25 protein-coding genes are annotated in these 23,981 nt (G+C 50.5%); all 25 read left to right on the top strand.

Annotated features, from left to right (window positions below):
* Positions 1–29: 29 nt before the first annotated feature.
* The 25 genes from fliI (at position 30) to AJE_RS03335 (ending at position 23,969) form a co-directional block, all read left to right on the top strand.
* Positions 30–1,373 carry a flagellar protein export ATPase FliI gene (gene fliI, locus AJE_RS03455; protein WP_008949682.1) on the top strand — a complete coding sequence of 448 codons (1,344 nt, stop codon included), beginning with the start codon at positions 30–32 and terminating at the stop codon, positions 1,371–1,373.
* Positions 1,370–1,828: a flagellar export protein FliJ gene (gene fliJ, locus AJE_RS03450; RefSeq protein ID WP_008949681.1), complete on the top strand. Its 459-nt coding sequence runs from the start codon at positions 1,370–1,372 to the stop codon at positions 1,826–1,828. Before fliI ends, fliJ begins: the two co-directional genes overlap by 4 nt.
* Before the next feature lie 143 nt (positions 1,829–1,971).
* Positions 1,972–4,323: a flagellar hook-length control protein FliK gene (locus tag AJE_RS18715; RefSeq protein ID WP_008949680.1), complete on the top strand. Its 2,352-nt coding sequence runs from the start codon at positions 1,972–1,974 to the stop codon at positions 4,321–4,323.
* 116 nt (positions 4,324–4,439) lie between these two features.
* Positions 4,440–4,952 carry a flagellar basal body-associated protein FliL gene (gene fliL, locus AJE_RS03440; protein ID WP_008949679.1) on the top strand — a complete coding sequence of 171 codons (513 nt, stop codon included), beginning with the start codon at positions 4,440–4,442 and terminating at the stop codon, positions 4,950–4,952.
* A gap of 11 nt (positions 4,953–4,963) precedes the next feature.
* Positions 4,964–6,052, top strand: a complete 1,089-nt coding sequence (gene fliM, locus AJE_RS03435; RefSeq protein ID WP_008949678.1) for a flagellar motor switch protein FliM — start codon at positions 4,964–4,966, stop codon at positions 6,050–6,052.
* A gap of 6 nt (positions 6,053–6,058) precedes the next feature.
* Positions 6,059–6,436 (top strand): flagellar motor switch protein FliN, encoded by a 378-nt coding sequence (fliN, locus tag AJE_RS03430; protein WP_008949677.1) that lies wholly within the window; start codon positions 6,059–6,061, stop codon positions 6,434–6,436.
* The gene (fliO, locus tag AJE_RS03425; protein ID WP_008949676.1) at positions 6,436–6,963 is read left to right on the top strand and encodes a flagellar biosynthetic protein FliO; all 528 of its coding nucleotides are present in this window, start codon (positions 6,436–6,438) and stop codon (positions 6,961–6,963) included. Before fliN ends, fliO begins: the two co-directional genes overlap by 1 nt.
* 8 nt (positions 6,964–6,971) lie before the next feature.
* Complete coding sequence (gene fliP, locus AJE_RS03420; protein ID WP_008949675.1) at positions 6,972–7,718, top strand: flagellar type III secretion system pore protein FliP; 747 nt, start codon at positions 6,972–6,974, stop codon at positions 7,716–7,718.
* Positions 7,715–7,984 (top strand): flagellar biosynthesis protein FliQ, encoded by a 270-nt coding sequence (fliQ, locus tag AJE_RS03415; protein ID WP_008949674.1) that lies wholly within the window; start codon positions 7,715–7,717, stop codon positions 7,982–7,984. The genes fliP and fliQ overlap by 4 nt, the downstream gene beginning before the upstream one ends.
* Positions 7,985–7,992: 8 nt before the next feature.
* On the top strand, positions 7,993–8,766 hold the full coding sequence (fliR, locus tag AJE_RS03410; protein ID WP_008949673.1) for a flagellar biosynthetic protein FliR: 774 nt from the start codon (positions 7,993–7,995) through the stop codon (positions 8,764–8,766).
* A gap of 9 nt (positions 8,767–8,775) precedes the next feature.
* Complete coding sequence (flhB, locus tag AJE_RS03405; RefSeq protein ID WP_008949672.1) at positions 8,776–9,906, top strand: flagellar biosynthesis protein FlhB; 1,131 nt, start codon at positions 8,776–8,778, stop codon at positions 9,904–9,906.
* Between the two features lie 94 nt (positions 9,907–10,000).
* A complete protein-coding gene (gene flhA, locus AJE_RS03400; protein WP_008949671.1) occupies positions 10,001–12,109 on the top strand; it encodes a flagellar biosynthesis protein FlhA in 2,109 nt (702 codons plus the stop codon).
* 9 nt (positions 12,110–12,118) lie between these two features.
* Positions 12,119–13,516 (top strand): flagellar biosynthesis GTPase FlhF, encoded by a 1,398-nt coding sequence (gene flhF, locus AJE_RS03395; RefSeq protein ID WP_008949670.1) that lies wholly within the window; start codon positions 12,119–12,121, stop codon positions 13,514–13,516.
* Complete coding sequence (locus tag AJE_RS03390) at positions 13,509–14,375, top strand: MinD/ParA family protein (protein ID WP_008949669.1); 867 nt, start codon at positions 13,509–13,511, stop codon at positions 14,373–14,375. The genes flhF and AJE_RS03390 overlap by 8 nt, the downstream gene beginning before the upstream one ends.
* An 8-nt stretch (positions 14,376–14,383) precedes the next feature.
* Positions 14,384–15,103 (top strand): RNA polymerase sigma factor FliA, encoded by a 720-nt coding sequence (locus AJE_RS03385; RefSeq protein ID WP_008949668.1) that lies wholly within the window; start codon positions 14,384–14,386, stop codon positions 15,101–15,103.
* Between the two features lie 42 nt (positions 15,104–15,145).
* Positions 15,146–15,529 (top strand): chemotaxis response regulator CheY, encoded by a 384-nt coding sequence (gene cheY / locus AJE_RS03380; RefSeq protein WP_008949667.1) that lies wholly within the window; start codon positions 15,146–15,148, stop codon positions 15,527–15,529.
* A gap of 26 nt (positions 15,530–15,555) precedes the next feature.
* Complete coding sequence (locus AJE_RS03375; RefSeq protein ID WP_008949666.1) at positions 15,556–16,305, top strand: protein phosphatase CheZ; 750 nt, start codon at positions 15,556–15,558, stop codon at positions 16,303–16,305.
* A gap of 15 nt (positions 16,306–16,320) precedes the next feature.
* On the top strand, positions 16,321–18,492 hold the full coding sequence (locus AJE_RS03370; protein WP_008949665.1) for a chemotaxis protein CheA: 2,172 nt from the start codon (positions 16,321–16,323) through the stop codon (positions 18,490–18,492).
* Positions 18,493–18,503: 11 nt separating this feature from the next.
* A complete protein-coding gene (locus AJE_RS03365) occupies positions 18,504–19,661 on the top strand; it encodes a protein-glutamate methylesterase/protein-glutamine glutaminase (RefSeq protein WP_008949664.1) in 1,158 nt (385 codons plus the stop codon).
* The gene (locus AJE_RS03360; RefSeq protein ID WP_008949663.1) at positions 19,654–20,397 is read left to right on the top strand and encodes a flagellar motor protein; all 744 of its coding nucleotides are present in this window, start codon (positions 19,654–19,656) and stop codon (positions 20,395–20,397) included. Before AJE_RS03365 ends, AJE_RS03360 begins: the two co-directional genes overlap by 8 nt.
* Positions 20,398–20,400: 3 nt before the next feature.
* Complete coding sequence (locus tag AJE_RS03355; RefSeq protein ID WP_008949662.1) at positions 20,401–21,372, top strand: OmpA family protein; 972 nt, start codon at positions 20,401–20,403, stop codon at positions 21,370–21,372.
* A gap of 1 nt (position 21,373) precedes the next feature.
* Positions 21,374–22,150 (top strand): ParA family protein, encoded by a 777-nt coding sequence (locus tag AJE_RS03350; protein ID WP_008949661.1) that lies wholly within the window; start codon positions 21,374–21,376, stop codon positions 22,148–22,150.
* A 1-nt stretch (position 22,151) separates the two neighbouring features.
* A complete protein-coding gene (locus AJE_RS03345) occupies positions 22,152–23,015 on the top strand; it encodes a chemotaxis protein CheW (protein ID WP_008949660.1) in 864 nt (287 codons plus the stop codon).
* A 25-nt stretch (positions 23,016–23,040) separates the two neighbouring features.
* Entirely contained in the window at positions 23,041–23,535 is a 495-nt protein-coding gene (locus tag AJE_RS03340; RefSeq protein WP_008610013.1) for a chemotaxis protein CheW, read from the top strand.
* Positions 23,535–23,969 carry a DUF2802 domain-containing protein gene (locus tag AJE_RS03335; RefSeq protein ID WP_008949659.1) on the top strand — a complete coding sequence of 145 codons (435 nt, stop codon included), beginning with the start codon at positions 23,535–23,537 and terminating at the stop codon, positions 23,967–23,969. The genes AJE_RS03340 and AJE_RS03335 overlap by 1 nt, the downstream gene beginning before the upstream one ends.
* Positions 23,970–23,981: the final 12 nt, after the last annotated feature.

Here is a 23,981-nt window from a genome sequence, read left to right as displayed (position 1 = left end):
AAACAGGTGCTGTGTAGAAGTGAGTAAGCATGGCTGATACCTCCGGTATGCTGCAATTTGTTCAGCAGCAACATAAATATATTCATAGCAGTCGCCCTGCAGTGTCAGGGCGTTTAATCCGGGTGGTTGGGTTAACGCTGGAAGCCACCGGCTGCAGTGCAGCTATTGGTCAAGCCTGTTTGGTCGAAAGTGCACGCGGTAATATTCTGGCTGAAGTCGTGGGCTTTGCTCAGGAACGGGTGTTCTTAATGCCTCAGGAAGACATCGAGGGCGTTGTGCCGGGCGCTAAGGTCACCCCCATGCTGCATTACAAAGGCATTCCTTTGAGTATGGCACTGTTAGGCCGGGTTATTGATGGCGTTGGACGCCCGCTGGACGGTAAGGGGGCTATTGCCGCTACCCACTATGGCACAGGTAAGGGAAAAGCTATTAATCCTCTGCACCGACGTCCAATTAAACAACCTTTGGATGTCGGCGTGCGGGCTATTAACGCCATCTTAACCGTCGGTAAAGGCCAGCGTATGGGGTTGTTTGCCGGTTCTGGCGTGGGTAAAAGTGTGTTGCTCGGTATGATGACTCGAGGTACTGCTGCAGATGTTATCGTCGTTGGCTTGGTTGGGGAGCGGGGTCGGGAGGTTAAGGAATTTATTGACGAGATTTTAGGTGAGGAAGGTAAATCGCGGGCCGTGGTGGTGGCAGCACCTGCAGATGTCTCCCCATTAATGCGTTTAAAAGGCTGTGAAACAGCGGTGCAAGTCGCCGAGTATTTTCGTGATCAAGGTCTGGATGTGTTGCTGCTTATTGATTCGATTACCCGTTATGCCCAGGCACAACGAGAAATAGCTCTTGCGGTTGGTGAGCCGCCTGCCACTAAAGGCTATCCCCCTTCAGTATTTGCCAAATTACCAGCACTGGTAGAGCGAGCGGGTAACGGTGCGTTAAATCAGGGCTCAATCACTGCTTTTTACACTGTACTCTCTGAAGGTGATGACTTACAGGATCCGATTGCTGATGCCTCGCGTGCGATCTTGGATGGCCATATCGTGTTGTCGCGGAGCCTGGCCGATGCCGGGCATTTCCCTGCCGTCGACATTGAAAAATCGATCAGCCGGGTTATGCCCGCCGTCACCAGTGACGAGCATCAGCTTTTAGCCCGCAGTATTAAACAGCTTTATGCCAGCTATCAGCAGAGTAAGGACTTGATTGCGATTGGTGCTTATGTTCGGGGTAGCGATCCGCAGCTTGACCTGGCAATCAATATGCTGCCAAAAATCAATCAGTTTTTGCAGCAAGGTATGAAAGAAATTGTCCCTTATGACGATTGTCTGACAGCGCTCAGCCAACTTGTCCCGCCAGGACGGAGTAGAACATGAGTCAAAGCAAACTAGCCTTGCTGATTAAGGTACAAAAAGAGCGGGAAGAAAAACTGCAGGCGCAGTTTATTAAGGCGCAGCAATTATACCAACAGGCGGAGCAGAAATATCAGGGACTGGCCAACTACCGCACAGAATATATTCAGCAAAGCCTGCAGCAGGGGGCGGTGGGACTGGGAGGGCGTCAGTATAATCAATATGTCGCTTTCATCAGCAAACTCGACGAAGCACTGAGTCAGCAGGGACGGGTGATACAACAATCGCGAAATGCGGCAGAACAAAGACGACAAAGCTGGTTGAAAATGCAAACCAAACGTAAGGCGCTGGAAAAACTGGTGGAGCAGGCACAACAGCGTGATCTTCTGCTCCAGAACCGCCAACAACAAAAAATGGCGGATGAATACGCGGGGCAGCGGTTTTACCAGCGCCTGCTGGCGGACGAGGTGACGAATTAAATAATAGCCCTGATGATGCTTACTGCTTTGTTGCCAATACCTAAACACCTTATCAAGTTGGCGCGGAATTTGTATGCAATACGTCAATATAACGAGGCTTATCGGGTAATCAATCCCTGTATCTGACAGAAGGCAGCACGCAGATGACGCAAGCTTTACCGCTAACATTCTTACTTAGCTCTGCTGAGAGCCTAAGCGGCACAGACAAAGTGTTGGCCGCTCGCACACTAACGGATGAGGCGAGCGGGCAGCAGGCCAGTTTGTTTCAGCAGTTACTTGCAGATGAGCAGGTCGCTCGGCCAGAACTGAGCCGCCGGCAAGAAATTGCCACCACCATGGCCAGTAGCGCGGCCCTGCTCCGTGAAACTGTCACAGTGGAAAGTGCTCAGGTAGTGTCTGCTGAAGTCAGCGCAGAGGAGGCCGTGTTGCAACCGCAGTCTCGATCACAAGACGGTGCTGCCACAGCAGTACGCAACCCCTCGTTACCGATTGAAAGTTTGCCGCCGGTAGTAACGGAAATCGAAACAGAGCCGCCATTAACTGACGCTAAGCTAGTGCTAGCTGATAATGCGGCAACTTGGTTAGGTCTGATTCAACGCGCTAATCAAACCAGTGATCAACTTGAGAAGAAACTGCAAGGCGCCGCGAAATGGCATCAACTTCAGGATGAACCTCGGGTTGACAGCGTGGGGCCAGTGCCCGATCCAGAGTTTGAATATTCAACCATGGCTAGCCCGGAAGCCAATCATCTGCACTCCAGCAAGCTGCCAACTGCAACGGAGCTGCCGCTGAACATGCAGCCAGCACAGAACCACAACTCAGTCGAACAAGTTGTTGAGCCGGGTGCTGAGCAAGTCAATCCTATTACATCTGACAGCACAAATAACGCCAAGCCTCAGCAGGAGATTGGCACGACAGCGGCGCGCCCCGCTGTGCCTGTCAACAGTTTGACGCAGGAGCCGGAGTCAGTTGAGCATAGTGACAAAGCAATAACGACCGTCAAGCCGGCTGAAGTAACGACCGTCAAGCCGGCTGAAGTAACGACTGCGGAACGCGGAGAACAACGTGATGTTAAGGGTAAAATCACCGCTCCGCCGAGTCAGCCAGCAACAGCTCAGCAGACTACTCAAAACGAACCCTCTGCTGTGGCGCAGCCAAGGTATCAGCAAGCTGCGTTGTTACAGAGCGAGCGAGTAAGCAGCAATGCTGAAGTTTCAGCACAGGAAAAGCCCGTTATGTCGCAACCTGTGCAGCCTCCTCAGTCGTTGTCCGTTGCAATCTCCGAACCTGTAGCGGATGATCGCTTAGCGCAAGTCCTAAACGAGTCGCTGGCAGAGCCTTCTGTATCGGAAGGTCGTGGCACGCAGCAGCCTGGCGTTACTCAACCCGCGATGACGGCGCAACCGGTATCGACGCCGGTAACGGATTTGACCGGAACAGACCGGCCAGCGGGAATAGATACCGAGTCAATAGTTACTTCAGCAACCGTGCAGAGTGATACTGAGGGCGCGGTATCTGGCACGCCAACAGCGACGTTGCGAGAGCAAACCTCAGTTGCTGCTGCAGTAGTTGATGGTACTGTGGAACAGGATATCTCAACAGCAAACTTAGCCTTTACCGCCGTAAAGCCTGCTGAGGCCAAACCAAGCAGTGACGTTGCCGGCACCTTGTCTGCGCTCGTCGATGCTGAACAGTCTGCCCAATCCGCCGTAAAAGTGGTACCGAATGCCGAGAATGGAGCGCAACTCAGTCAGCCAACGACCGTTTCGCAAGCGGCAACGGGCACACTAAGCTCACAAGTTGCTCATAATAACGCCCAAAAAACCGAGGCTGCAGCAGCCACGGCTCCGTCTGCAGGGAGTACCGGGCAAAATAACTCAGATGCTAAAGAGCAACAGCCAGAGCAACGTCATTTTCAGCTGACTAATCTTGAAGTTAGGATGCAACCGACAGCGGGGCAGCAAAATCAAACAGAAAGCTTTGTACACCAGCTGGCCAGACAGGAAAGCCTTGCTACCAGCGAATCCAGCCGCCCGGCAGCCAGCATTGCGCCATCAACCGAGCTGAGTGCTAAACTGAAACAACTTAACTTACAGCAGCAAGACGCCGCGGGACAGCTACGCGAGCGGGTACAGTTAATGGTTCGGCAGAATATTCAGGTCGCAGAAATACGTCTGGACCCGGCAGAGCTAGGACAAATGCAAATCCGGATCAATCTACAACAGGAGCAAGCTTCGGTACAGTTTATTGTGCAGCAGCAGCAAGCAAAAGAATTGTTAGAGCAACAAATGCCCAGATTACGCGATATGTTGCAGCAACAAGGTATTCAGTTGGGTGAGGGGCAGGTACAACAACAATCACGCCAACAGCAGGACGCTGAGCAGCGACAAAGAGCCAACGCCGAAGGACCTTTGGGGACTTTGGAAGACGAAGTAACGGCCAGGCAACAGCTGGATGTAAAACATAGTGAGCGACTGGTTGATTACTACGCATAAGCGAAATATTAGAACCAGAATGTAGCGGGGGCAGGACTTTTCATTTACAAAGTTCATAGCTGATGAGCATAATATTTGGCAGTACAGGCGTTTAGCAAAAGGAGAGCCAGGCAGACATGGCTGATAACGAATTAGAGTTAGTCGATCAGGCGGCAAAACGCAAAAAAATACTGATGCTCGGCGTTGTGCTACTGGTGTTGCTTGGTGCTGTAGGTGCGTATTTCTGGTTCGCAGGTTCAACACCAACACCAGCCAGTCAGAGCGATGGAGGCACTGTAACGGAGGCGAGCCAGCCGGCGGCTATGCAGGGAACGGCATTGTATATACAAATGCCAAGACCCTTTGTGTTTAATGTTGCGGGGAGTAACCGTGACCGTTTGGTACAAATCCGAGTACAACTGATGGTGCGTGGTGATGCGAACCAAGCGTTAGCGCTACGGCATATCCCGCTAATCGAAGGAACCCTGCTGGCAACTTTTAGTGCTGCTAGTGCGGACGAACTAATTACCACAACGGGTAAAGAAGAATTGAAGAACAGAGCCTTGATTGATTTACAAAACGCCATGCTTGGTGTGGTTGGCACTGTGGTTGTCGCTGAAGTTCTGTTTACCGGTTTTGTGATGCAATAGAGTGAGTAACCGTGTCCGATTTATTATCGCAAGATGAAATTGATGCGCTGTTACATGGCGTTGATGAAGTCGAAGAAGAAATTCCAGATAGCAATGGGCAGACTGATAGCTCGCGGACCATCCAGTTCGATTTTTCATCGCAGGATCGCATTGTTCGCGGTCGGATGCCGACACTGGAGATGGTTAATGAGCGTTTTGCCCGCCACATGCGGATTAGCTTATTTAACATGATGCGTCGTACTGCCGAGGTTTCGATAAACGGCGTACAGATGATCAAATTCGGCGAATATGTTCATACCTTATTTGTGCCCACTAGCTTAAATATGGTGCGATTCCGGCCGTTGAAAGGCACAGGCCTGATTACGATGGAAGCCCGCCTGGTGTTTATTTTAGTGGATAACTTCTTCGGTGGTGATGGCCGCTACCACGCTAAAATTGAAGGTCGGGAGTTTACGCCGACCGAGCGGCGCATCATTCAGATGCTGCTAAAGTTAATTTTCGAGGATTATAAAGAAGCCTGGGCGCCGGTTATGGATGTGTCCTTTGAATATCTGGACTCCGAGGTTAACCCGGCGATGGCGAATATTGTCAGCCCGACAGAGGTTGTGGTAATCAGTTCATTTCATATCGAATTGGATGGCGGTGGTGGTGATTTTCATATTGCTTTGCCTTATTCAATGCTCGAGCCGATCCGGGAGTTGCTGGACGCCGGTGTGCAAAGTGATAAAGAAGATACCGATTTACGTTGGTCTAAAGCATTACGTGACGAAATCATGGATGTTAAAGTCGACCTCAGCACCAGGATGCTGGACGTTGATTTGACGCTGCGTGAAATTATGAACCTCAAGGCAGGTGACATTATCCCGGTTGATATCCCTGAGCATGTTACAGTCCTGGTAGAGGAGTTGCCGACATTCCGGGCTAAGGTTGGGCGGTCACGCGATAATGTGGCATTAAAAATTATCGAAAAAATTAAGCGGCCAGAATCCGTGAAATCAGAGCTCCAGGTCTTCACCAAAGGCGGGCGTCGGTTAGACAACGATGCAGATATTTCAGAATTAGAAGCCGATTTAAATTTCGGCGAGCGGGAAAGAAGGTAACGAAAAATGGCGAATGAGCAGGATACGATGGACGAATGGGCAGCTGCCATGGCTGAAGCTGAAGGCGGTGCCAGATCGGTAGAGTTAGAAGAACTACAGGATGATAAGGCCGCGTCGGTTGATAAGCGTAAGCTAGATACCATTCTGGATATCCCGGTAACGATTTCGATGGAAGTCGGTCGGGCCAAGATCAGCATTCGTAATCTGTTGCAGCTTAATCAGGGATCAGTGGTAGAGCTTGATCGGATCGCTGGTGAACCGCTGGATGTCCTGGTTAACGGTACGCTGATTGCACACGGCGAGGTTGTAGTCGTTAACGACAAGTTCGGTATTCGTTTAACTGACGTGATCAGTCAAATTGAACGGATTAAGAAACTCCGCTGATGAAAAGCAGTCTGGTTATATTATTGGTGTTGTGTCTGAGCGGTGCCGTATCCGCTGCTAGCCCGTCATCAGAGTTGCGGCAGGACACAGCTGAAACGCAGCAAGTCAAACCGGCAGACGCTGAGACTGATCTTGCTCCGCCTGCGCCATTAGATGCCAGAGCAGCCCGGGCAGCGCCAGCCGGTCGTGAGGCAGTACCAAGGGCGGCAACCGAGCCCAGTAGCGCTATGGCACTTGGAAAAATCGTCATTTCTTTGGCACTGGTGATATTTTTAGTGCTTGGGCTTGGCTGGCTTTTCAAGAAATTGACGCTTCGCCTGCCGGGTGGCCGGCATATTAAGGTCGTAACTGCTATGCCTCTTGGACAGCGAGAGCGTATATTAGTTATTGAAATACAAGGGAAACAGCGAGTAATTGGTGTCACCCCACATAGTGTTAATTTCCTCTTTGAATTAGAAAATCCACTTCCTGAAGAAAAGTTGGCATCAGATTTTCATACACAGCTGCAGTCATTCCTGAAAAAATAGAAGTTGGCATGCTGCGAGTGTTGTTTATTCTGTTGCTGGTGCTGTTAAGCCCACAACTGCTGGCCGATAACGGCACCTTATCGGCCGTTACGGTCACGACTAATCCTGATGGTTCTCAGTCCTACAGCGTGACGCTGCAGGTGCTGGCCATTATGACGGCGCTGAGCTTTATTCCGGCGATGGTCATTATGATGACCAGCTTTACCCGCATCATAGTGGTGCTGGCTATTCTGCGTCAGGCGATAGGCTTACAACAAACCCCTTCCAACCAGGTGCTAATTGGTATCACGCTATTTCTGACGTTCTTTATCATGGCGCCGGTGTTTAAATCTATTAATGAACAGGCGATTCAACCTTATCTGGAAGAAACCCTAAACCCGGTGCAGGCACTGGATGCAGCCATAGTGCCGTTAAAAGCCTTTATGCTGCATCAGACCCGGGTAAGAGATCTGGATACCTTTGCTCAGATCGCCGGTTTAGAGGTTGCGGAAAATCCGCAGGACTACCCGATGACCGTGGTGGTACCCGCCTTTGTCACCAGCGAGCTGAAAACGGCGTTTCAGATTGGTTTTATGTTATTTATCCCATTTCTGATTATTGATTTGGTGGTGGCGAGCGTACTGATGGCGATGGGTATGATGATGCTATCGCCAATGATTATCTCGTTGCCGTTTAAACTGATGATGTTTGTACTGGTTGACGGCTGGATCCTGGTGATGGGCACCCTGGCGACCAGTTATGGAGTTGGCACATGAGTCCGGAAACCTTTGTTGATGTGTTGCGGGACTCGTTATTTATCGTGATCCTGCTGGTAAGTGCCATTATTCTGCCATCACTCTTTGTTGGTCTGATCGTGGCGGTATTTCAGGCTGCGACCTCGATTAACGAACAAACGCTGAGCTTTTTACCGCGGTTAATCGTTACGCTGTTGGCGTTAATCTTTGGCGGTCATTGGTTAGTGCGGGTAATTATGGATTACACCACTGAGCTGTATCAAAGCATTCCGCAGGTTGTCGGTTAGGTCAGCCAATGGAAATTCTGATGGCAACCCTGATGCAGACCATAGCGGATTTTTTACTGCCGCTGTGTCGGGTCTCCGGCATGCTGATGATTATGGCTGGTTTGGGCGTGCGCACTATTCCAACCCGGATCAAAACCGCGCTGGTGGTATTGATCACCTTAGTGATGATGCCGATGCTGCCGAAAACTATCTATCCTGATCTCATTTCATTTGCGATGTTACTGGAGGTATTGCTGCAGCTGACCATCGGCTTTGCACTGGGCTTTATCTCGCTGATGTTTATCAATACTTTTATTTTAGCGGGGCAGTTATTGGCAACCCAAACTGGTTTAGCTTTTGCTTCGATGGCAGATCCGGCCAGCGGGATTTCGGTGCCAGCTATTGGTCAGTTTTATCTGATCCTGGCTACCTTGCTGTTCTTTGTCTTTAACGGCCACCTGATTATGATCCAAATGCTGGTATTCAGTTTTGAGACGCTGCCGATCAATGGTCAATGGTGGGACGTAACCAGTTACTGGACCATTATCGAATTCGGTGGCTGGATGTTTGCTACCGCCCTGGCTATCGCACTGGCACCTATTGTTGCCATGCTGGTGGTGAATCTGTCCTTTGGTATTATGACCCGTGCCGCACCGCAGTTAAATATTTTCTCGATTGGTTTTCCAATCACCATGCTAGCCGGATTACTGATTTTGTGGCTGACGCTGGATACCTTCCTATTTCATTACGAAAAGCAGTGGGAGCATGTCATTGACTATAGCTGCCGGCTGATTGGCTGTTAGGAGGCTGACGTGGCAGAAGATTCCAGCGCCGAAAAAACCGAACAGCCCACGCCCAAGAAGCTGCAAGACGCAGCGAAAAAGGGCCAGATCGCCCGCTCAAAAGACCTTGGCACGGCTTTTGTTTTAATTGGCAGCGCCGCTGCCTTACTGATTTTTGGCAAGATGTTAGCGATGGCGATGTTAAACATCGGCCAACGGCTGATGCGCTTAGACCAAAAAGATATCTTTGAAACCAACAGTATGTTTACCGCCTGGGGGGACGCCGGCAGAGAGCTGGCGGCACCCTTGGCCGGCATTTTTTTACTGATCCTGATTGCGGCCTTTATCGGCAATATTCTGTTAGGTGGTTATAACTTTAGTTGGGAAGCCGCAGCACCGAAAGCCAGCAAAATGAGCCCGCTCCAGGGGTTCAAGCGGATGTTTGGTTTACAGGCATTAATGGAGCTTGGCAAAAGCATTCTAAAAGTAGCGGTAGTGGTCGGCATTGCCTATTTGCTACTAAAGCTGTTCTTTATGGATATTATGGCGTTGTCGCTAATGAGTGAGCCAAATAATATCGAATCGGCACTCTATTTTCTTGGCTGGTTGTTTTTAGGGTTGTGTGCCAGTATTTCAGTAATAGCGCTGGTCGACGCACCCTATCAAAAGTGGCATCACACCGAGCAGTTGAAAATGTCGTTGCAGGAAATCAAAGACGAGCACAAAAATACTGAGGGTAGCCCGGAAATCAAAGCCCGGATCCGCCGCACCCAGATGCAGATGTCGATGAAGCGGATGATGCAACAGGTACCTACCGCGGATGTTATCGTCACCAACCCAACGCACTATGCGGTGGCGCTGAAATATGATCAAGGCAAGTTCCGCGCGCCGGCCGTGGTTGCGAAGGGCGTGGATGAGGTTGCGATGCATATCCGTAATATTGCCAGAGAGCATAAGATCCCGGTGATTGAATCACCGGCACTGGCGCGCTCAATTTATTACACTACCAAGCTTGATCATCCAATCCCGGAACAATTGTTCGCCGCAGTAGCGCAGGTACTGGCTTATGTTTATCAGCTTAACCTTTATCGCAAAGGCAAGGGGAGCAGGCCGAAAGCACTGGCTAAAGAGTTGCCAATCCCACCAGAGGTGCGTCACTAACGCTGTAATTTTCAGCACTTAGTACAGCTCACTAACAGACTGGAATAGTTCTTGCTGAAACACGGGTTAGTGTCAATACCTTGTCAGGCCGCTCATGCAATTTGCTCAGTATTTCAGTAAATTTGATAAAGCTCATCTTCAACACCTAAAAGGGATCGGGACGCCCATTTTGATTCTGGCCGCATTGGCGATGGTCGTGCTACCGCTGCCACCGTTGATGCTGGATATCCTGTTTTCTTTTAATATTGCGCTGGCGCTGGTGGTACTGTTGGTGACGATATATACCCGCAGACCGCTGGATTTCGGTATTTTCCCCAGTGTATTGCTGGTTGCCACTATTCTGCGTCTGGCATTGAATGTCGCCAGTACCCGTGTCGTGCTGTTGGAAGGTCATAATGGCGGGGATGCCGCAGGGGCTGTGATTGAAGCCTTTGGTTCCGTGGTTATCGGTGGCAACTATGCCGTTGGTATCGTGGTGTTTCTGATCCTGATTATTATTAACTTTGTCGTCGTTACCAAGGGCGCTGGCCGTATTGCCGAAGTATCAGCCCGCTTTACTTTGGACGCGATGCCCGGTAAGCAAATGGCGATTGACGCCGATCTAAACTCAGGCTTGATTACCCAGGAAGAAGCACGCAAGCGCCGCGAGGAGGTGACCAGTGAAGCCGACTTCTATGGCTCGATGGATGGTGCCAGTAAGTTTGTAAAAGGTGATGCCATTGCTGGTATCGTGATACTGGTGATTAACCTGGTTGGCGGTATTTTTATCGGTATGGTGCAGCATGGCCTCAGTTTTAGCCAAGCGATGGAAATCTATACCTTGCTGACCATCGGTGATGGCCTGGTGGCCCAAATCCCTGGCCTGTTATTGTCAATCGGTACCGCCATTATTGTCACCCGCCAGAATAAAGAGGGCGATCTTGGTAAAGAGATGCAAAGCCAGCTTGGTGATAATACCCATGTGCTTTTTGTTGCCGCAGGGGTTATGACCTTGATGGGGGTAGTCCCAGGCATGCCACATTTCGCCTTTCTTTCATTGGCAGCGCTTTTGGGTGGGGTGGCCTGGTATACGAAAAAATTGGCAACCACTAAGGCTGCCCAGTTACAGCAGCGACCAACCAGTGCCAGCAATGCGATGAGTGATGTGCAACCGGTAAAAGAAATTGGCTGGGATGACGTGCAAGGCGTGGATGTGATTGGGCTTGAAGTTGGTTACCGTCTGATCCCACTGGTAGACAAAGCTCAGGGTGGGGAGCTGTTAAATCGAATCAAAGGTGTTCGTAAAAAGTTATCCCAGGAGCTGGGATTTCTGATCCCGCCGGTACATATTCGCGACAACCTGGATTTGGAGCCAAACAGTTATCGGGTTGCCTTGATGGGCGTTACCAATGGTGAGGGCGAACTGCGACACGATAGTGAACTGGCAATTAATCCGGGTCAGGTTTTTGGCACCGTTAAGGGGATTGTTACTAAAGACCCGGCATTCGGTCTGGATGCGGTTTGGATTAGTAAGGATCAGCGGGAACATGCACAAACTCTGGGCTACACTGTAGTCGATGCCGCTACCGTGGTGGCGACACATCTCAGTCAGATCTTAACTAATAATGCCGCCAGCCTGCTTGGCCACGAAGAGGTTCAAAACTTACTGGATATGCTGGGCAAGCATTCACCTAAGTTAGTTGAAGGTCTTGTACCTGAAACCTTGCCGCTTACGGCCGTGGTTAAGGTGTTACAGAATTTGCTACATGAAGGAGTACCGATCCGGGATATGCGAACCATAGTGCAAACCTTGGTTGAGTACGGTGCTAAGAGTCAGGATATTGACGTTTTAACGGCAGCGTGTCGGATAGCCTTGCGGCGCTTAATCGTGCAGGAGGTTGTCGGTAGCAAGCAGGAAATACCGGTTATTACTTTTGCGCCTGAGCTTGAACAGATGCTGCATCAGTCAATGCAAGCTGCAGGCAACGACGGCGCTGGCATAGAACCGGGTCTGGCAGACAGGATCCAGCAGTCGTTGCAGGAAGCGCATCAAAATCAGGAATTAACCGGAGAAAGTGCAGTAATGCTGACGTCAGGAATTTTACGCTCAGTTATGGCACGATTCGTGAAATACACTATTCCAGGTTTACGGGTATTGTCATATCAGGAAATTCCGGATGATAAGCAAATCCGCATTGTTAGTGTCATCGGTCAGTCGAATTAGGAGTAACTCATGAAGATTAAGCGCTTTGTTGCTAAAGATATGCGTAGTGCGCTGGCAGAAGTTAAAGAGTTTCTCGGGCCGGATGCCATCATTTTATCCAATAAAAAAGTCGCAGATGGCGTAGAGATTGTCGCGGCCATTGACGCCGAGCCGGCCTCCAGGAAAGCACCTGCCGGGGTAGAAGATATCACACCGGTCAGTAGTCGGGCTGAACCCAAAGTAAATATCCGTATTGATGAATCAGATGAGGTTGAGCCCGCTGATTCACTCAAAGCTTTACTTGCCCGTCAGATGCTGAAGCAGCAAGTCAGAGACCCTGAGTTAAAGCAGACTGCCAAAGCGGCTCCAGCAGCAGAGACCCCAGTACTGAACAGGGCGCCACAGTTTGAGCGCCCAATGAATAATCAACATTCAATGCCACCGCAATGGCAGGAGATAAGTAAATTACAACAGCAACAGGCGGAGTTAATGCAGCAGCAGTTTGCGAAAATGCAGACTGAAATGTTGTCAATGCGCCAATTGTTACAACATCAGGTATCCGGTCTGATGTGGCAGGACCTGGCAAGACGTGAGCCGGTCAGAGCTCTGGTAATTGATAATTTGAAACAGCTAGGTTTATCAGAACAGGTTGCTGATCAGTTAGCCTGCTTTATGCCAGAAGATTTAAATACTCAGGATGCCTGGCAGACTGCTCTGGAGCTTCTGACAGGCCAGTTGACGACGACGAGCGATGATATTCTGCGCCGTGGTGGCGTAATTGCACTGGTCGGTCCCACCGGAGTGGGTAAAACGACGACAGTTGCTAAACTTGCCGCCGGCTTTGCTAAAAGGCACGGTGCCGATCAGGTTGCACTGATTACGACTGATTGTTTCCGGATTGGCGCTTTTGAGCAACTGGCAACCTTTGGTCGTATTATCGGCTGTCCGGTAAAACAAGCGAAAGATAGTGAAGAGCTCTCTATCTTGTTGAATCAGCTTCAACAACGTAAACTGATATTGATTGATACAGCAGGAATGAGCCAGCGGGATTTACGCCTGGCTGAGCAGTTAACATCCTTGGTCAATAACGCTCGTGTTAAAATTCGCAGTTATCTGGTATTGTCGGCAACGGCTCAGGCTAAAGTAATGCAAGAGAGCGTGCAGCAGTTCAAACGTATCGCTTTGTCTGGATGCATCTTCACCAAGTTAGATGAGAGTTTAAGTTTGGGTGAAGCTATTAATGTCGCTCTACAACACGCCTTGCCGGTAAGTTATCTCACCGATGGCCAACGTGTACCGGAAGATTTGAAAGTTGCAGAGGCAGCTGCGCTTGTCGCCCTTGCCGATAAGTTACGTTTACAACATAGCAGTGCTACACATCAATGGTATCAGAGCGAGATGTCCCAGGTAGATGCCTTATATGCATAAATATGAAGCAGTAGAAGATCAAGCCAGTGGTCTCAGACGTATGAACAAACAGAAAAGTAAAGTCATATCAATTACCGGCGGTAAAGGTGGCGTGGGTAAAACCAATGTCACTTTGAATCTCGCTATGGCTTTAGCACAGTTGGGAAAGAAAGTACTGGTATTGGATGCAGATCTGGGGTTAGCTAACTGTGACGTGATGTTGGGGCTGCGGGTTGAGAAAAACTTATCACATGTCTTAAATGGTAGCGCCACCTTGGATGATATTTTGGTGGACGGTCCTTTCGGCATTAAAATTGTACCGGCCACGTCGGGTAATCAGGATATGACCGAGTTGTCGCCGGTTGAGCACGCCAGTCTAATTAGAGCCTTCAGCGAATTAGAAACGCCAGTTGATGTATTATTGGTGGATACCGCGGCAGGCATTTCGGATATGGTGTTGAGCTTTTCCAGAGCGTCACAAGATGTGCTGGTCGTGGTATGTGATGAACCCTCGTCAATTACTGACGCCTACGCCCTGATGAAATTGTTGAGTCGGGATCATGGTGTAGAAAAATTTAAAATAGTCGCCAATATGGTGCGTAGTATCAAAGAAGGGCAAGAATTATTTGCTAAACTTACCCGGGTGACTGACCGCTTTCTGGATGTTAACCTCGAGCTCGTTGCAACGGTGCCGCAGGATGAGAATGTCCGTCGCGCGGCGAGAAAACAAAAAGCCTTTATTGATGCTTATCCCACAACGCCTGCCAGCATGGCGATTAAAACACTGGCATTAAAAGTTGTTAAGTGGCCATTACCAGATAGCGCTTCAGGCCATCTGGAGTTTTTTTTGGAGCAACTTGTGCAGCCACATTCTGATTAGGGGGACTTGTGAACAGTAAGCTGGCCGCTTATGGTGGTATTGATCACATGCAACAACTGGTGGAACGTCATGCCCCACTGGTAAAACGTATTGCTTATCATTTGCTGGCCCGTCTCCCGGCCAGCGTACAAGCAGATGACTTAATCCAAGCAGGCATGATTGGCTTAATTGAAGCCGCGAAAAATTTTGATGGTAGCAAAGGAGCCAGCTTCGAAACCTTTGCTGGGATCCGTATCCGGGGGGCCATGCTGGATGAAATTCGGCGTGGCGACTGGACTCCCAGGTCCGTCCATCGTAATGCGCGGCTTATTGCCGAGACCATTGCCGAGCTCGAAGCGCAATTGGGGCGTGATGTACGGGATCATGAAGTTGCAGAAAAACTTGCTATCTCTTTAGATGAATATCATCATATGCTTAGTGACGTTAGCTCTGGCCGAATCATTGGTATTGAGGACCTCGGTATCTCTGAGGATGTGCTGGTAACAGCAGATGATGTCGATACGGATCAGTTGTATCAGGAACAGGCAAATGAAGCCTTTAACACTGCTCTGACAAAACATATCAGTAGTTTACCTGAGCGGGAAGCGTTAGTATTGTCACTGTATTATAATGACGAGCTAAACTTAAAAGAGATCGGGGCGGTGCTGGATGTCAGTGAGTCCCGTATCAGTCAGATTCATAGTCAGGCATTAGTGCGGTTAAAAGCGCGGATGCAGGCTTGGTTGTAGTGTATCCTGAATATTGGGATGACTTTCTCTTCGGAGGGGACTTTGGATAAGAATATGAAAATTCTTGTGGTTGATGACTTTTCAACCATGAGACGCATCATTAAAAACCTGTTACGTGATCTTGGTTTTACCAATATTTCGGAAGCCGATGATGGCAGTACAGCGCTCCCTATGCTGCAAGGTGGGGACTTTGATTTTGTGGTTACTGACTGGAATATGCCTGGTATGCAGGGCATTGATTTGCTTAGGGCTATTCGTGCAGATGCCAAGCTTAAGCATATCCCTGTGTTAATGGTTACGGCAGAAGCCAAAAAGGAACAAATCATTGCGGCGGCCCAAGCGGGTGTCAATGGCTACATTGTGAAACCTTTTACTGCTGCTACCTTACAGGAAAAGTTGGCAAAAGTATTTGAGCGGATAGGTTAAGCCGTATCTGACCAAGGAGTAACACTATGCCTGCTAGTACGGCCCCGCTCATCACACTCGAACAGGCGAAAGAATTGGTTCAGTTGTTGGAAATGGGTGAGCAGGAGATCGCGAACGAGTTGGTACAACAACTCGGTATGCCGGGTTCTTCTGAGTTATTTGCAGAGGTTGGTAAGCTGACACGACAACTGCATGACTCGCTCAAGAACTTCCAAATTGATCCTTCGCTTAACAACCTGCTTGAAGAAGATATCCCTGACGCAAAAAAGCGCTTGAATCATGTTATTGATATGACGGAGCAGGCTGCTAACCGGACTATGGATGCAGTTGAATCCTGTTTACCTATTGCAGATCAGATCAGCCAAAAGCTAGGGCTATTACTTCCGCAATGGCAGAAATTGATGACTCGGGACCTGAAACTAGGTGAGTTTAAGACGCTGTGTCATGGCGTTGACGGTTTTTTAAAACAGACTGTTGATGAGTCGACGCGTTTGAATCAGCTATTAACAGATGTGTTGATGGCGCAGGATTATCAGGACCTCACAGGTCAAATTTTACGGCGTGTCATCGAATTGGTGCGGGAGGTGGAAGAAAGTTTGATCGGCTTACTCACCGCCTTTGGTACAACCAATCTGCAGCATCTGGAGCAAAAACCAGTGAAGCGAAAAATTCTGGCTGGTGAGGCTGAAGGCCCAATAATTGATGCTCAAGGGCGTGACGACGTTGTAACCGGGCAGGACGATGTCGACGATCTTTTATCCAGCTTAGGTTTTTAACAGAGGTGCTTACTGATGAGTTTTGATATGGATGAAGACATCCTCCAGGATTTTCTGGTCGAAGCTGGTGAAATACTTGAGCTGTTGCAAGAACAGCTGGTCGAGCTTGAGAATAATCCTCAAGACACTGCTCTGTTAAATGCTATTTTTCGCGGTTTCCATACCGTTAAAGGTGGCGCCGGTTTTCTGTCGCTGACCGAATTAGTCGACGCCTGCCATGGCGCTGAAAACGTGTTTGATATTCTCCGTACCGGCAAGCGCAGCGTTACCCCCGAGCTGATGGATGTTATCTTACAGGCTCTGGATGTGGTCAATGAAATGTTTACTGAGGTGAAAGCCCGTCAGCCGTTGACCCCGGCCGATCCTCAGCTATTAGCTGCGTTGCATTTCTATTCCGAGCCGGAAACACCGGGCGAGGCAGCACCTCAGGCAGCCAAGGCTGCACCTGCGGTTACTGCTCCGGTTGCACCACAGGTTGCAAAGGTGCAGCAACTAACCGCCACGCCAGATAGCAGCGCTGCCGGCGATGATATCGACAGCATTACCGAAGATGAATTTGAGCGCATGCTCGATGAACTTCATGGCGCGGGTGCTCCTGGTCGCACCGAGGTGACGACCAATGTGCCGGCGATGCCAGCGACCGCAGGCGATGATATTACTGATGATGAGTTTGAAGCCTTGCTTGACCAGCTGCATGGCAAGGGGAGCTTTAAGCCGGAAGTGACTGCTACTGTGACTGCGGCAGCCTCAGCGCCGGTCGTACCCGCTGCTAAGGCAGATGAAATTACCGACGATGAGTTTGAAGCACTGCTGGATCAATTGCATGGCAAGGGTAAGGCACCGGTAACCCCGGCAGCAGCTAAAGCCGAAGTAGCGCCCCCAGCACCGGTTGCCGCTCCTGCTGCCACGCCGGTTAAAGCTTCGGAAGCACCGGTAGCGCCAGTAGCGAGTGCTGCCGCCGCAGATAAAGGGGCAGTGGTTGCTGAGACCACGGTGCGGGTTGATACCAAACGGCTGGATCAGATTATGAATATGGTCGGTGAACTGGTATTAGTCAGAAACCGGTTGGTTAGTTTATCGGGCTCTGCGCAAAACGAGGAAATGAGTAAAGCCATCGCTAACCTGGATGTGGTGACTGCCGACATTCAGGGCGCGGTAATGAAAACGCGAATGCAGCCAATTAAGAAAGTATTTGGTCGTTTCCCGCGCGTGGTACGCGATTTGGCCCGCTCTCTGAAAAAAGATATCGACCTGATCTTGGAAGGTGAAGAGACCGACCTGGATAAGAACCTGGTCGAAGCGCTGGCCGACCCACTGGTGCATTTAGTGCGAAACTCGGTTGACCATGGTATTGAGTTACCGGATGTGCGTCAGGCTGCCGGTAAGCCGCGTACTGGTGTGGTCAAGTTAGCCGCGCAACAAGCCGGTGACCATATCCTGTTGACAATTCAGGATGATGGCGCAGGTATGGATCCGGAGAAGCTGAAAAATCTGGCGATAAAGCGCGGTGTTATTGATGCCGATACCGCAGCGCGGATGTCGGATACCGACGCCTTTAACCTGATTTTCGCACCGGGTTTTTCAACCAAAGAACAGATCTCCGATATTTCCGGCCGTGGTGTCGGTATGGACGTGGTGAAAACTAAGATCACCCAACTCAACGGTACCGTGCATATTCACTCCAAACTGGGTGAGGGCACCTTGCTGGAAATTAAGGTGCCTCTGACGCTGGCGATCCTGCCAACCCTAATGGTAATTGTCGGTAAGCAGACCTTTGCCTTACCGCTGGCCGGTGTGAACGAGATTTTCCACCTTGATCTGGCGAAAACCAATATTGTTGACGGTCAGTTGACAATTGTTGTTCGTAACAAAGCCATTCCATTGTTTTACCTCGAGCACTGGCTGGTGAAAAACTCGGATAAAAAACTGCGCCGGGCCCAGGGTCATGTAGTCATAGTGCAAATTGGTCAGCAGCAGGTCGGCTTTGTGGTTGATCAGTTGATTGGCCAGGAAGAGGTTGTGATTAAAGCGCTGGACGCCCTGTTGCAGGGGACACCGGGTATGGCTGGCGCGACCATTACCTCTGATGGCGGTATTGCCCTGATCCTGGATGTGCCTAATTTGCTGAAGCATTATGCGAAGAAATCCAAGATTAAATTTGAACAGTTTAACCGGCTGCATGGATAAGCAGGTAATCTATGGCAATTAGGGTATTGATCGTTGATGACTCCAGCTTCTTCCGTCGCCGGTTACAGGAGATCCTGTCGGCTGACGCAGAACTTGAAGTTATCGATAGTGCAGTAAACGGCCGCGAAGCGGTTGAAAAAGCCCTGGCATTAAAACCCGATGTTATCACCATGGATATTGAGATGCCGGTTTTAGACGGCATCTCGGCAGTGCGGGAAATTTTAAAAGTCCAACGCATTCCAATCCTGATGTTCTCTTCCCTTACTCACGAGGGGGCGAGAGCGACGCTTGATGCGCTGGAAGCCGGCGCTGTCGATTTTCTGCCAAAGAAGTTTGAGGATATTGCCCGCGATAAACAGGAAGCTGGTGAATTACTGCGCGAGCGGGTTCGGGCGGTAGCCAGACGCAGGCCACTGGGGCGTTCAACCTTTAGTACTTCAGCCTTAGCCCGCAGTAGTCAGAGCAGTGTGCTTCGCCAACCACTTGGTGGCAGAGCGGTAGAGCGGACACTGGAGTCTGGGGCTGCAGAGCGCGGTCGTTTTGAACGGCCGGCTTTAACACCACGCAGCCATTTCAGTGCCAGTGGCAAGGATTATAAAATTGTTGCTATCGGTACCTCTACCGGGGGCCCCGTCGCCTTACAACGGATCCTGACCGCGCTGCCAGCGACCTTCCCGTTGCCGATTATTTTGATCCAGCATATGCCGGCCGCCTTTACCGGCGCTTTTGCCCAGCGGCTGAATAGTCTGGCCAAAATTGAAATCAAAGAAGCCGAAGACAATGATCTGTTAAAGCCCGGCGTGGCCTATCTGGCACCCGGCGGTAAGCAGATGTTGGTTGAGGGCTCAGAAGGTCAGGCACGCTTAAGGATCAAAGAAGACGATTCGCCACGGATCACCTTTAAACCCAGCGTCGATATTACCTTTGCCACTGCTGCCCGGGTTTACCAGGATAAGGTACTGGCAATAGTACTGACCGGCATGGGGGCTGATGGCCGGGAAGGTGCCAGACTGCTAAAGCAGCAGGGCGCTACCATCTGGGCCCAGGATGAAGCTAGCTGTGTGGTTTATGGTATGCCGCAAGCCATTGCTGCAGCGGGCTTAATGGATCAGGAAGTGAGTCTGGAAGATGTCGCGGCCCGTATGCTGCAGGAAGTAAAACATGGATAAGCTGGCGCTTGGCGGACTGTTGCTGGCGCTCTTTGCAGTGACCGGTGGCTTTATGCTGGAAGGTGGTGCTGTTGCTACCTTACTGCATTTACCGGCCTTTATCATCGTGTTCGGTGGTACCCTCGGCGCCGTAATGCTGCAGACGCCTTTTCACCAGTTTCAACTTGGTTTTCGCCTGTTACCCTGGGTGTTTCAGTCCTCGCGCTTACCCGTGAAACGCACCATCGGCCGGATTGTCGATTGGGGTTCTGCCGCCAGGGCGAATGGTTTTTTATCTCTGGAAGATGCTGCGCTGCAGGAAAGTGATCCCTTTTTACATCGCGGGCTGAACTTACTGGTTGACGGTGCCGATGCCGCGCAATTGCAAGCGACGCTTGATGCCGAGCTTAGCCTGGAGCGCGAGCGTTTACTGCGCGGTGCCAGAATCTTTGAAGCCATGGGGGGCTACAGCCCGACTATCGGCATTATTGGTGCTGTGTTGGGATTGATCCAGGCGATGGCCAATATCAGTGATCCCAAGTTGCTCGGCGCAGGCATTGCCACTGCCTTTGTTGCAACCATATACGGTGTAGGTTTTGCCAACCTGGTGTTTATCCCGATAGGCAATAAGCTAAAAAACCTGATCCAACAGCAAAGCCTGTACCACGAGCTAATTATTGAAGGGCTGGTTTCTATCGCTCAGGGCCAGAATCCCAAAGCCATTGAGCCTAAACTGCAATCCTATTTACCGGGCTAAGCTATGTACCGGCAGCGCAGACACCAGCAAACTACAGAGCGCGAAGATCTTGACCGTTGGTTGGTTTCCTATGCTGACTATATGACCCTGATGTTTGCCTTGTTCGTAGTGCTCTACGCCCTGTCGCTGTTAAAGCAGGAAGAATACAGTGTTTTAACAGAGTCTTTGACCCGGATTTTTGATAAACCGCGGCAAAGTGAAACCGGCCTCAGCGGCGCTGGCGTGTTAACTCAGACTGCACCGCAAAGTGACTTTGAACGCTATGGCAGCTCATTAGAGCAGGCAAAAGGCCCGGAGCTATTAGCTGATGCCAAAGAGTTGACCGATCTTCGCCAGCATTATCTGGGAAGTCCGCTACAATCGCTGGAGCAGGAACTCACCCAGTCGCTGACGCAACTGTTGGACCAGGGTTTAGCCAAGGTTCGACTGGAGCAAGACTGGTTAGTGATTGAACTGAGTAGTGGCTTGCTGTTCCCATCCGGCAGTGCGGCTGCAACCAATTCGGCACGGGTAGTACTGCAGGAAATTGGTAAAATTATAAACCCGATCAATAATTTTTTACGCATACGCGGCTACACTGATAATGTACCGATCGCGAATGAGCTATTCTCGTCGAATTGGGAACTGTCGGTGGCGCGGGCGACCTCAGTACTCAGATTGCTGGAAAGTCAGGGCACGCCGCCGCAGCGTATGGCGATAGAGGGGTATGGCCAGTATTATCCGACCGCGGATAACAGCACGGCTGCGGGGCGGGCTGCCAACCGTAAGGTAGAAATTGCGATTTCCCGCTACGGTTACCGGCCTGATAATAATGTGCGCCCTGCTGAGCTGCCGGCGGCCATCGCCGAGCCACAGCCTGGCGAGGTACAAAGCGAGGATGGAACCATTCAGGTGATTAGCCTGCCGGGTGGCGGTATCCGGATCACTACCCGTCGCGATAACCCCGACGCGGTACCCGAACGACAGGATCCATAACGTGGTAATTTGGACTATTGCGAATCAAAAAGGTGGCGTCGGTAAAACCACCACTACTGTCACACTAGGTGGTTTGTTAGCTGAGCGTGGCTATCGTGTGTTGTTGGTCGATATGGATCCGCACGCGTCTTTAACCTATTACTTTGGTATTGACGCTGAGGAACTTGAAGTCAGTGTCTACGATATTTTCACCCGGGGCAAAACAATCAGCCGCGAGGAAATTCTGCAATCACTTTGCCCCAGTACGGCAGAGCGGCTCGATATCCTGCCGGCTTCAATGTCACTGGCGACGCTGGACCGCTCGTTAGGAAACCAGAGTGGTATGGGCCTGATCTTAAAGAAAGGTTTGAAGCTGATTGAGCAGGATTATGATTATGTCCTGATTGACTGCCCACCGGTAATGGGGGTGTTGATGGTTAATGCGCTGGCGGCCTGTGATCGGGTATTGATCCCGGTACAAACCGAATTTCTGGCGCTGAAGGGCCTGGACCGGATGATTGCTACTATGGCGTTGATGCGTAGCTCGAAGCAGGAGCTGACCTTTACTATAATCCCAACCATGTACGATAAAAGGACCAAAGCCTCACTGGAGGCCTATAAAGAGCTGAAAGCTAAATATCAGGACCGGGTCTGGTCTGCCGTAGTGCCGGTAGATACCAAGTTTCGTGATGCCTCTCTGGCACAAACCCCGCCCAATGTCTTTGCTGGTAATTCACGTGGCGTTTTTGCCTATAATACCTTACTGACCTATCTGTTACAGTTAAGTCCGGAGGCTTGAAATGAGCAGTCTTATTGCGAGTCAGAAGGTCATCCAGCATTATTTGCAGGCGTTGTTAACCGAGGAAGATGCTGAGCAGCCGTTGGTGCCAGCAGCTGTGACCAAGCCAGCCGCAGCGAAAGCGGCAGTCCCTGTTATGGCGGCGCCGACACTTGCTGAAGCCGAACTGGCACAGAGTCGTAAAGCGGAATTAAATCGGTTGCTGGCCCAGGCCGTACCCGTTGCCAAGGTTGCAGAGCCGGTAGTGCCTGCTACAGCAAAAGTGCAAACCACAACAAAAGCGCAAACCACACCAGAGGTTCAGAGCGCACCCGCAGTGCTGAATACGCCGGAGATGTTACAACGCGCTATTCCGATCGCCGAGCGTCTGGCGCAACCTACGGTAGCCGCGACCGTTGTGAAAGCCGAAAAGCCCTATCGCCAGCAGCGTTTTCAGGCATTATTTTTCAGTGTCGCCGGTTTAAAAATTGCGGTGCCGCTGACCGAACTTGGCGGTATTCATGAAGTCGGTGCCGTGAATGCGTTATTTGGCAAACCAGACTGGTTTAAAGGCATTATGCTGCATCGGCAACAAAAAATTCAGCTGGTGGATACTGCCCGTTGGGTGATGCCGGAAAAATATACCCCGGAACTGGCAACAGAGCTAAACTATCAATATGTTATTATGCTGGGTACCAGCGATTGGGGCTTGAGTTGTGAGCAATTAATTGACACCATTACGCTAGAACCAGAACAAATAAAATGGCGTGAGCACGAGGGGAAACGGCCCTGGATGGCGGGCCTGATTAAAGAACAAAAATGTGTACTCGTTGATGTTGATGAGCTGGTCAATTTATTAAACCAGGGCCTTGATATTAACGCCTGAACCAGCAGACCCAAAGGAGCTGTAGATGAATAGTAAGTTTTCAGAGCAAGCTGATAAGAACCAGGCCGCGGATCAGGTATTGCAGTGGGTGACCTTCCGTTTGCAGGAAGAAACCTACGGTATTAACGTGATGCAGGTGCAGGAAGTGTTGCGTTACTCCGAAATTGCACCGGTGCCGGGTTCACCGGATTATGTGCTGGGGATCATCAACCTGCGCGGTAATGTGGTAACAGTGATTGATACCCGCGCCCGTTTTGGTTTACCGCCGGCAGAAGTCAGCGATAATACCCGGGTAGTGATTATTGAAGCTGAGAAGCAGGTGATCGGTATTCTGGTCGATAGCGTGGCGGAAGTGGTCTATCTGAAACAATCTGAAATTGATAACGCACCTAACGTCGGTACTGACGAGAGTGCGCGCTTTATTCAGGGCGTTGCGAATCGCGATGGTCAGCTGCTAATTCTGGTTGATCTGAATAAATTACTGAATGACGAAGAATGGGACGAAATCAGTAGCATCTGATGAATATCATACTGATTACTGTTGCGCTGGCCGCGCTGGCGATCCTACTGCTGCTCACTGCCGTTTTCGGGTATCAGCGGCTGCGCCAGCAAGCTGAACAGCTAGGCATCTTGCAGCAACAGTTTGACGCAGCGCAAAGCCAGAACCAGCAGCTACACGCCGAACTCGAGGAGCTGCGCTCTGGCTTGATTGGCGTGGGGCAGCGGGTGCTGAAGATGCAGGAGCAGCAACAGGGCTTACGTCAGGACCTGGATGAGTTACAACAGCAACAGCAAGTTATTGCTTTAAGCGATCCTGAAAGCAAGATCTACAGCCGGGCAGTGAAAATGGTAGAGCTTGGCGCCGATCTGGAAGAAATTATCCGCGAGTGTGAATTGCCACGGGCTGAAGCTGAACTGTTATTTAATTTACACCGCCAGCAGCGCGGTCAGTAAGCTTGCGCTGGC

The sequence above is a fragment of the Alishewanella jeotgali KCTC 22429 genome (assembly GCF_000245735.1).
Classification (GTDB): domain Bacteria; phylum Pseudomonadota; class Gammaproteobacteria; order Enterobacterales; family Alteromonadaceae; genus Alishewanella; species Alishewanella jeotgali.
Note: the sequence above shows the minus strand (reverse complement) of the source record. Positions and strands in the feature narration are given on the sequence as shown.

Excerpts from the sequence above, each read along its gene's own strand:
- AJE_RS03370 (WP_008949665.1), top strand. The coding sequence starts at position 16,321 with ATGAGTTTTGATATGGATGAAGACATCCTCCAGGATTTTCTGGTCGAA.
- AJE_RS03390 (WP_008949669.1), top strand. The coding sequence starts at position 13,509 with ATGCATAAATATGAAGCAGTAGAAGATCAAGCCAGTGGTCTCAGACGT.
- fliL (WP_008949679.1), top strand. The coding sequence starts at position 4,440 with ATGGCTGATAACGAATTAGAGTTAGTCGATCAGGCGGCAAAACGCAAA.
- fliN (WP_008949677.1), top strand. The coding sequence starts at position 6,059 with ATGGCGAATGAGCAGGATACGATGGACGAATGGGCAGCTGCCATGGCT.
- fliR (WP_008949673.1), top strand. The coding sequence starts at position 7,993 with ATGGAAATTCTGATGGCAACCCTGATGCAGACCATAGCGGATTTTTTA.
- flhF (WP_008949670.1), top strand. The coding sequence starts at position 12,119 with ATGAAGATTAAGCGCTTTGTTGCTAAAGATATGCGTAGTGCGCTGGCA.
- fliI (WP_008949682.1), top strand. The coding sequence starts at position 30 with ATGGCTGATACCTCCGGTATGCTGCAATTTGTTCAGCAGCAACATAAA.
- AJE_RS03335 (WP_008949659.1), top strand. The coding sequence starts at position 23,535 with ATGAATATCATACTGATTACTGTTGCGCTGGCCGCGCTGGCGATCCTA.
- AJE_RS03340 (WP_008610013.1), top strand. The coding sequence starts at position 23,041 with ATGAATAGTAAGTTTTCAGAGCAAGCTGATAAGAACCAGGCCGCGGAT.
- AJE_RS03345 (WP_008949660.1), top strand. The coding sequence starts at position 22,152 with ATGAGCAGTCTTATTGCGAGTCAGAAGGTCATCCAGCATTATTTGCAG.
- AJE_RS03375 (WP_008949666.1), top strand. The coding sequence starts at position 15,556 with ATGCCTGCTAGTACGGCCCCGCTCATCACACTCGAACAGGCGAAAGAA.
- AJE_RS03360 (WP_008949663.1), top strand. The coding sequence starts at position 19,654 with ATGGATAAGCTGGCGCTTGGCGGACTGTTGCTGGCGCTCTTTGCAGTG.
- fliP (WP_008949675.1), top strand. The coding sequence starts at position 6,972 with ATGCTGCGAGTGTTGTTTATTCTGTTGCTGGTGCTGTTAAGCCCACAA.
- fliO (WP_008949676.1), top strand. The coding sequence starts at position 6,436 with ATGAAAAGCAGTCTGGTTATATTATTGGTGTTGTGTCTGAGCGGTGCC.
- fliQ (WP_008949674.1), top strand. The coding sequence starts at position 7,715 with ATGAGTCCGGAAACCTTTGTTGATGTGTTGCGGGACTCGTTATTTATC.
- AJE_RS18715 (WP_008949680.1), top strand. The coding sequence starts at position 1,972 with ATGACGCAAGCTTTACCGCTAACATTCTTACTTAGCTCTGCTGAGAGC.
- AJE_RS03355 (WP_008949662.1), top strand. The coding sequence starts at position 20,401 with ATGTACCGGCAGCGCAGACACCAGCAAACTACAGAGCGCGAAGATCTT.
- fliJ (WP_008949681.1), top strand. The coding sequence starts at position 1,370 with ATGAGTCAAAGCAAACTAGCCTTGCTGATTAAGGTACAAAAAGAGCGG.
- flhA (WP_008949671.1), top strand. The coding sequence starts at position 10,001 with ATGCAATTTGCTCAGTATTTCAGTAAATTTGATAAAGCTCATCTTCAA.
- AJE_RS03365 (WP_008949664.1), top strand. The coding sequence starts at position 18,504 with ATGGCAATTAGGGTATTGATCGTTGATGACTCCAGCTTCTTCCGTCGC.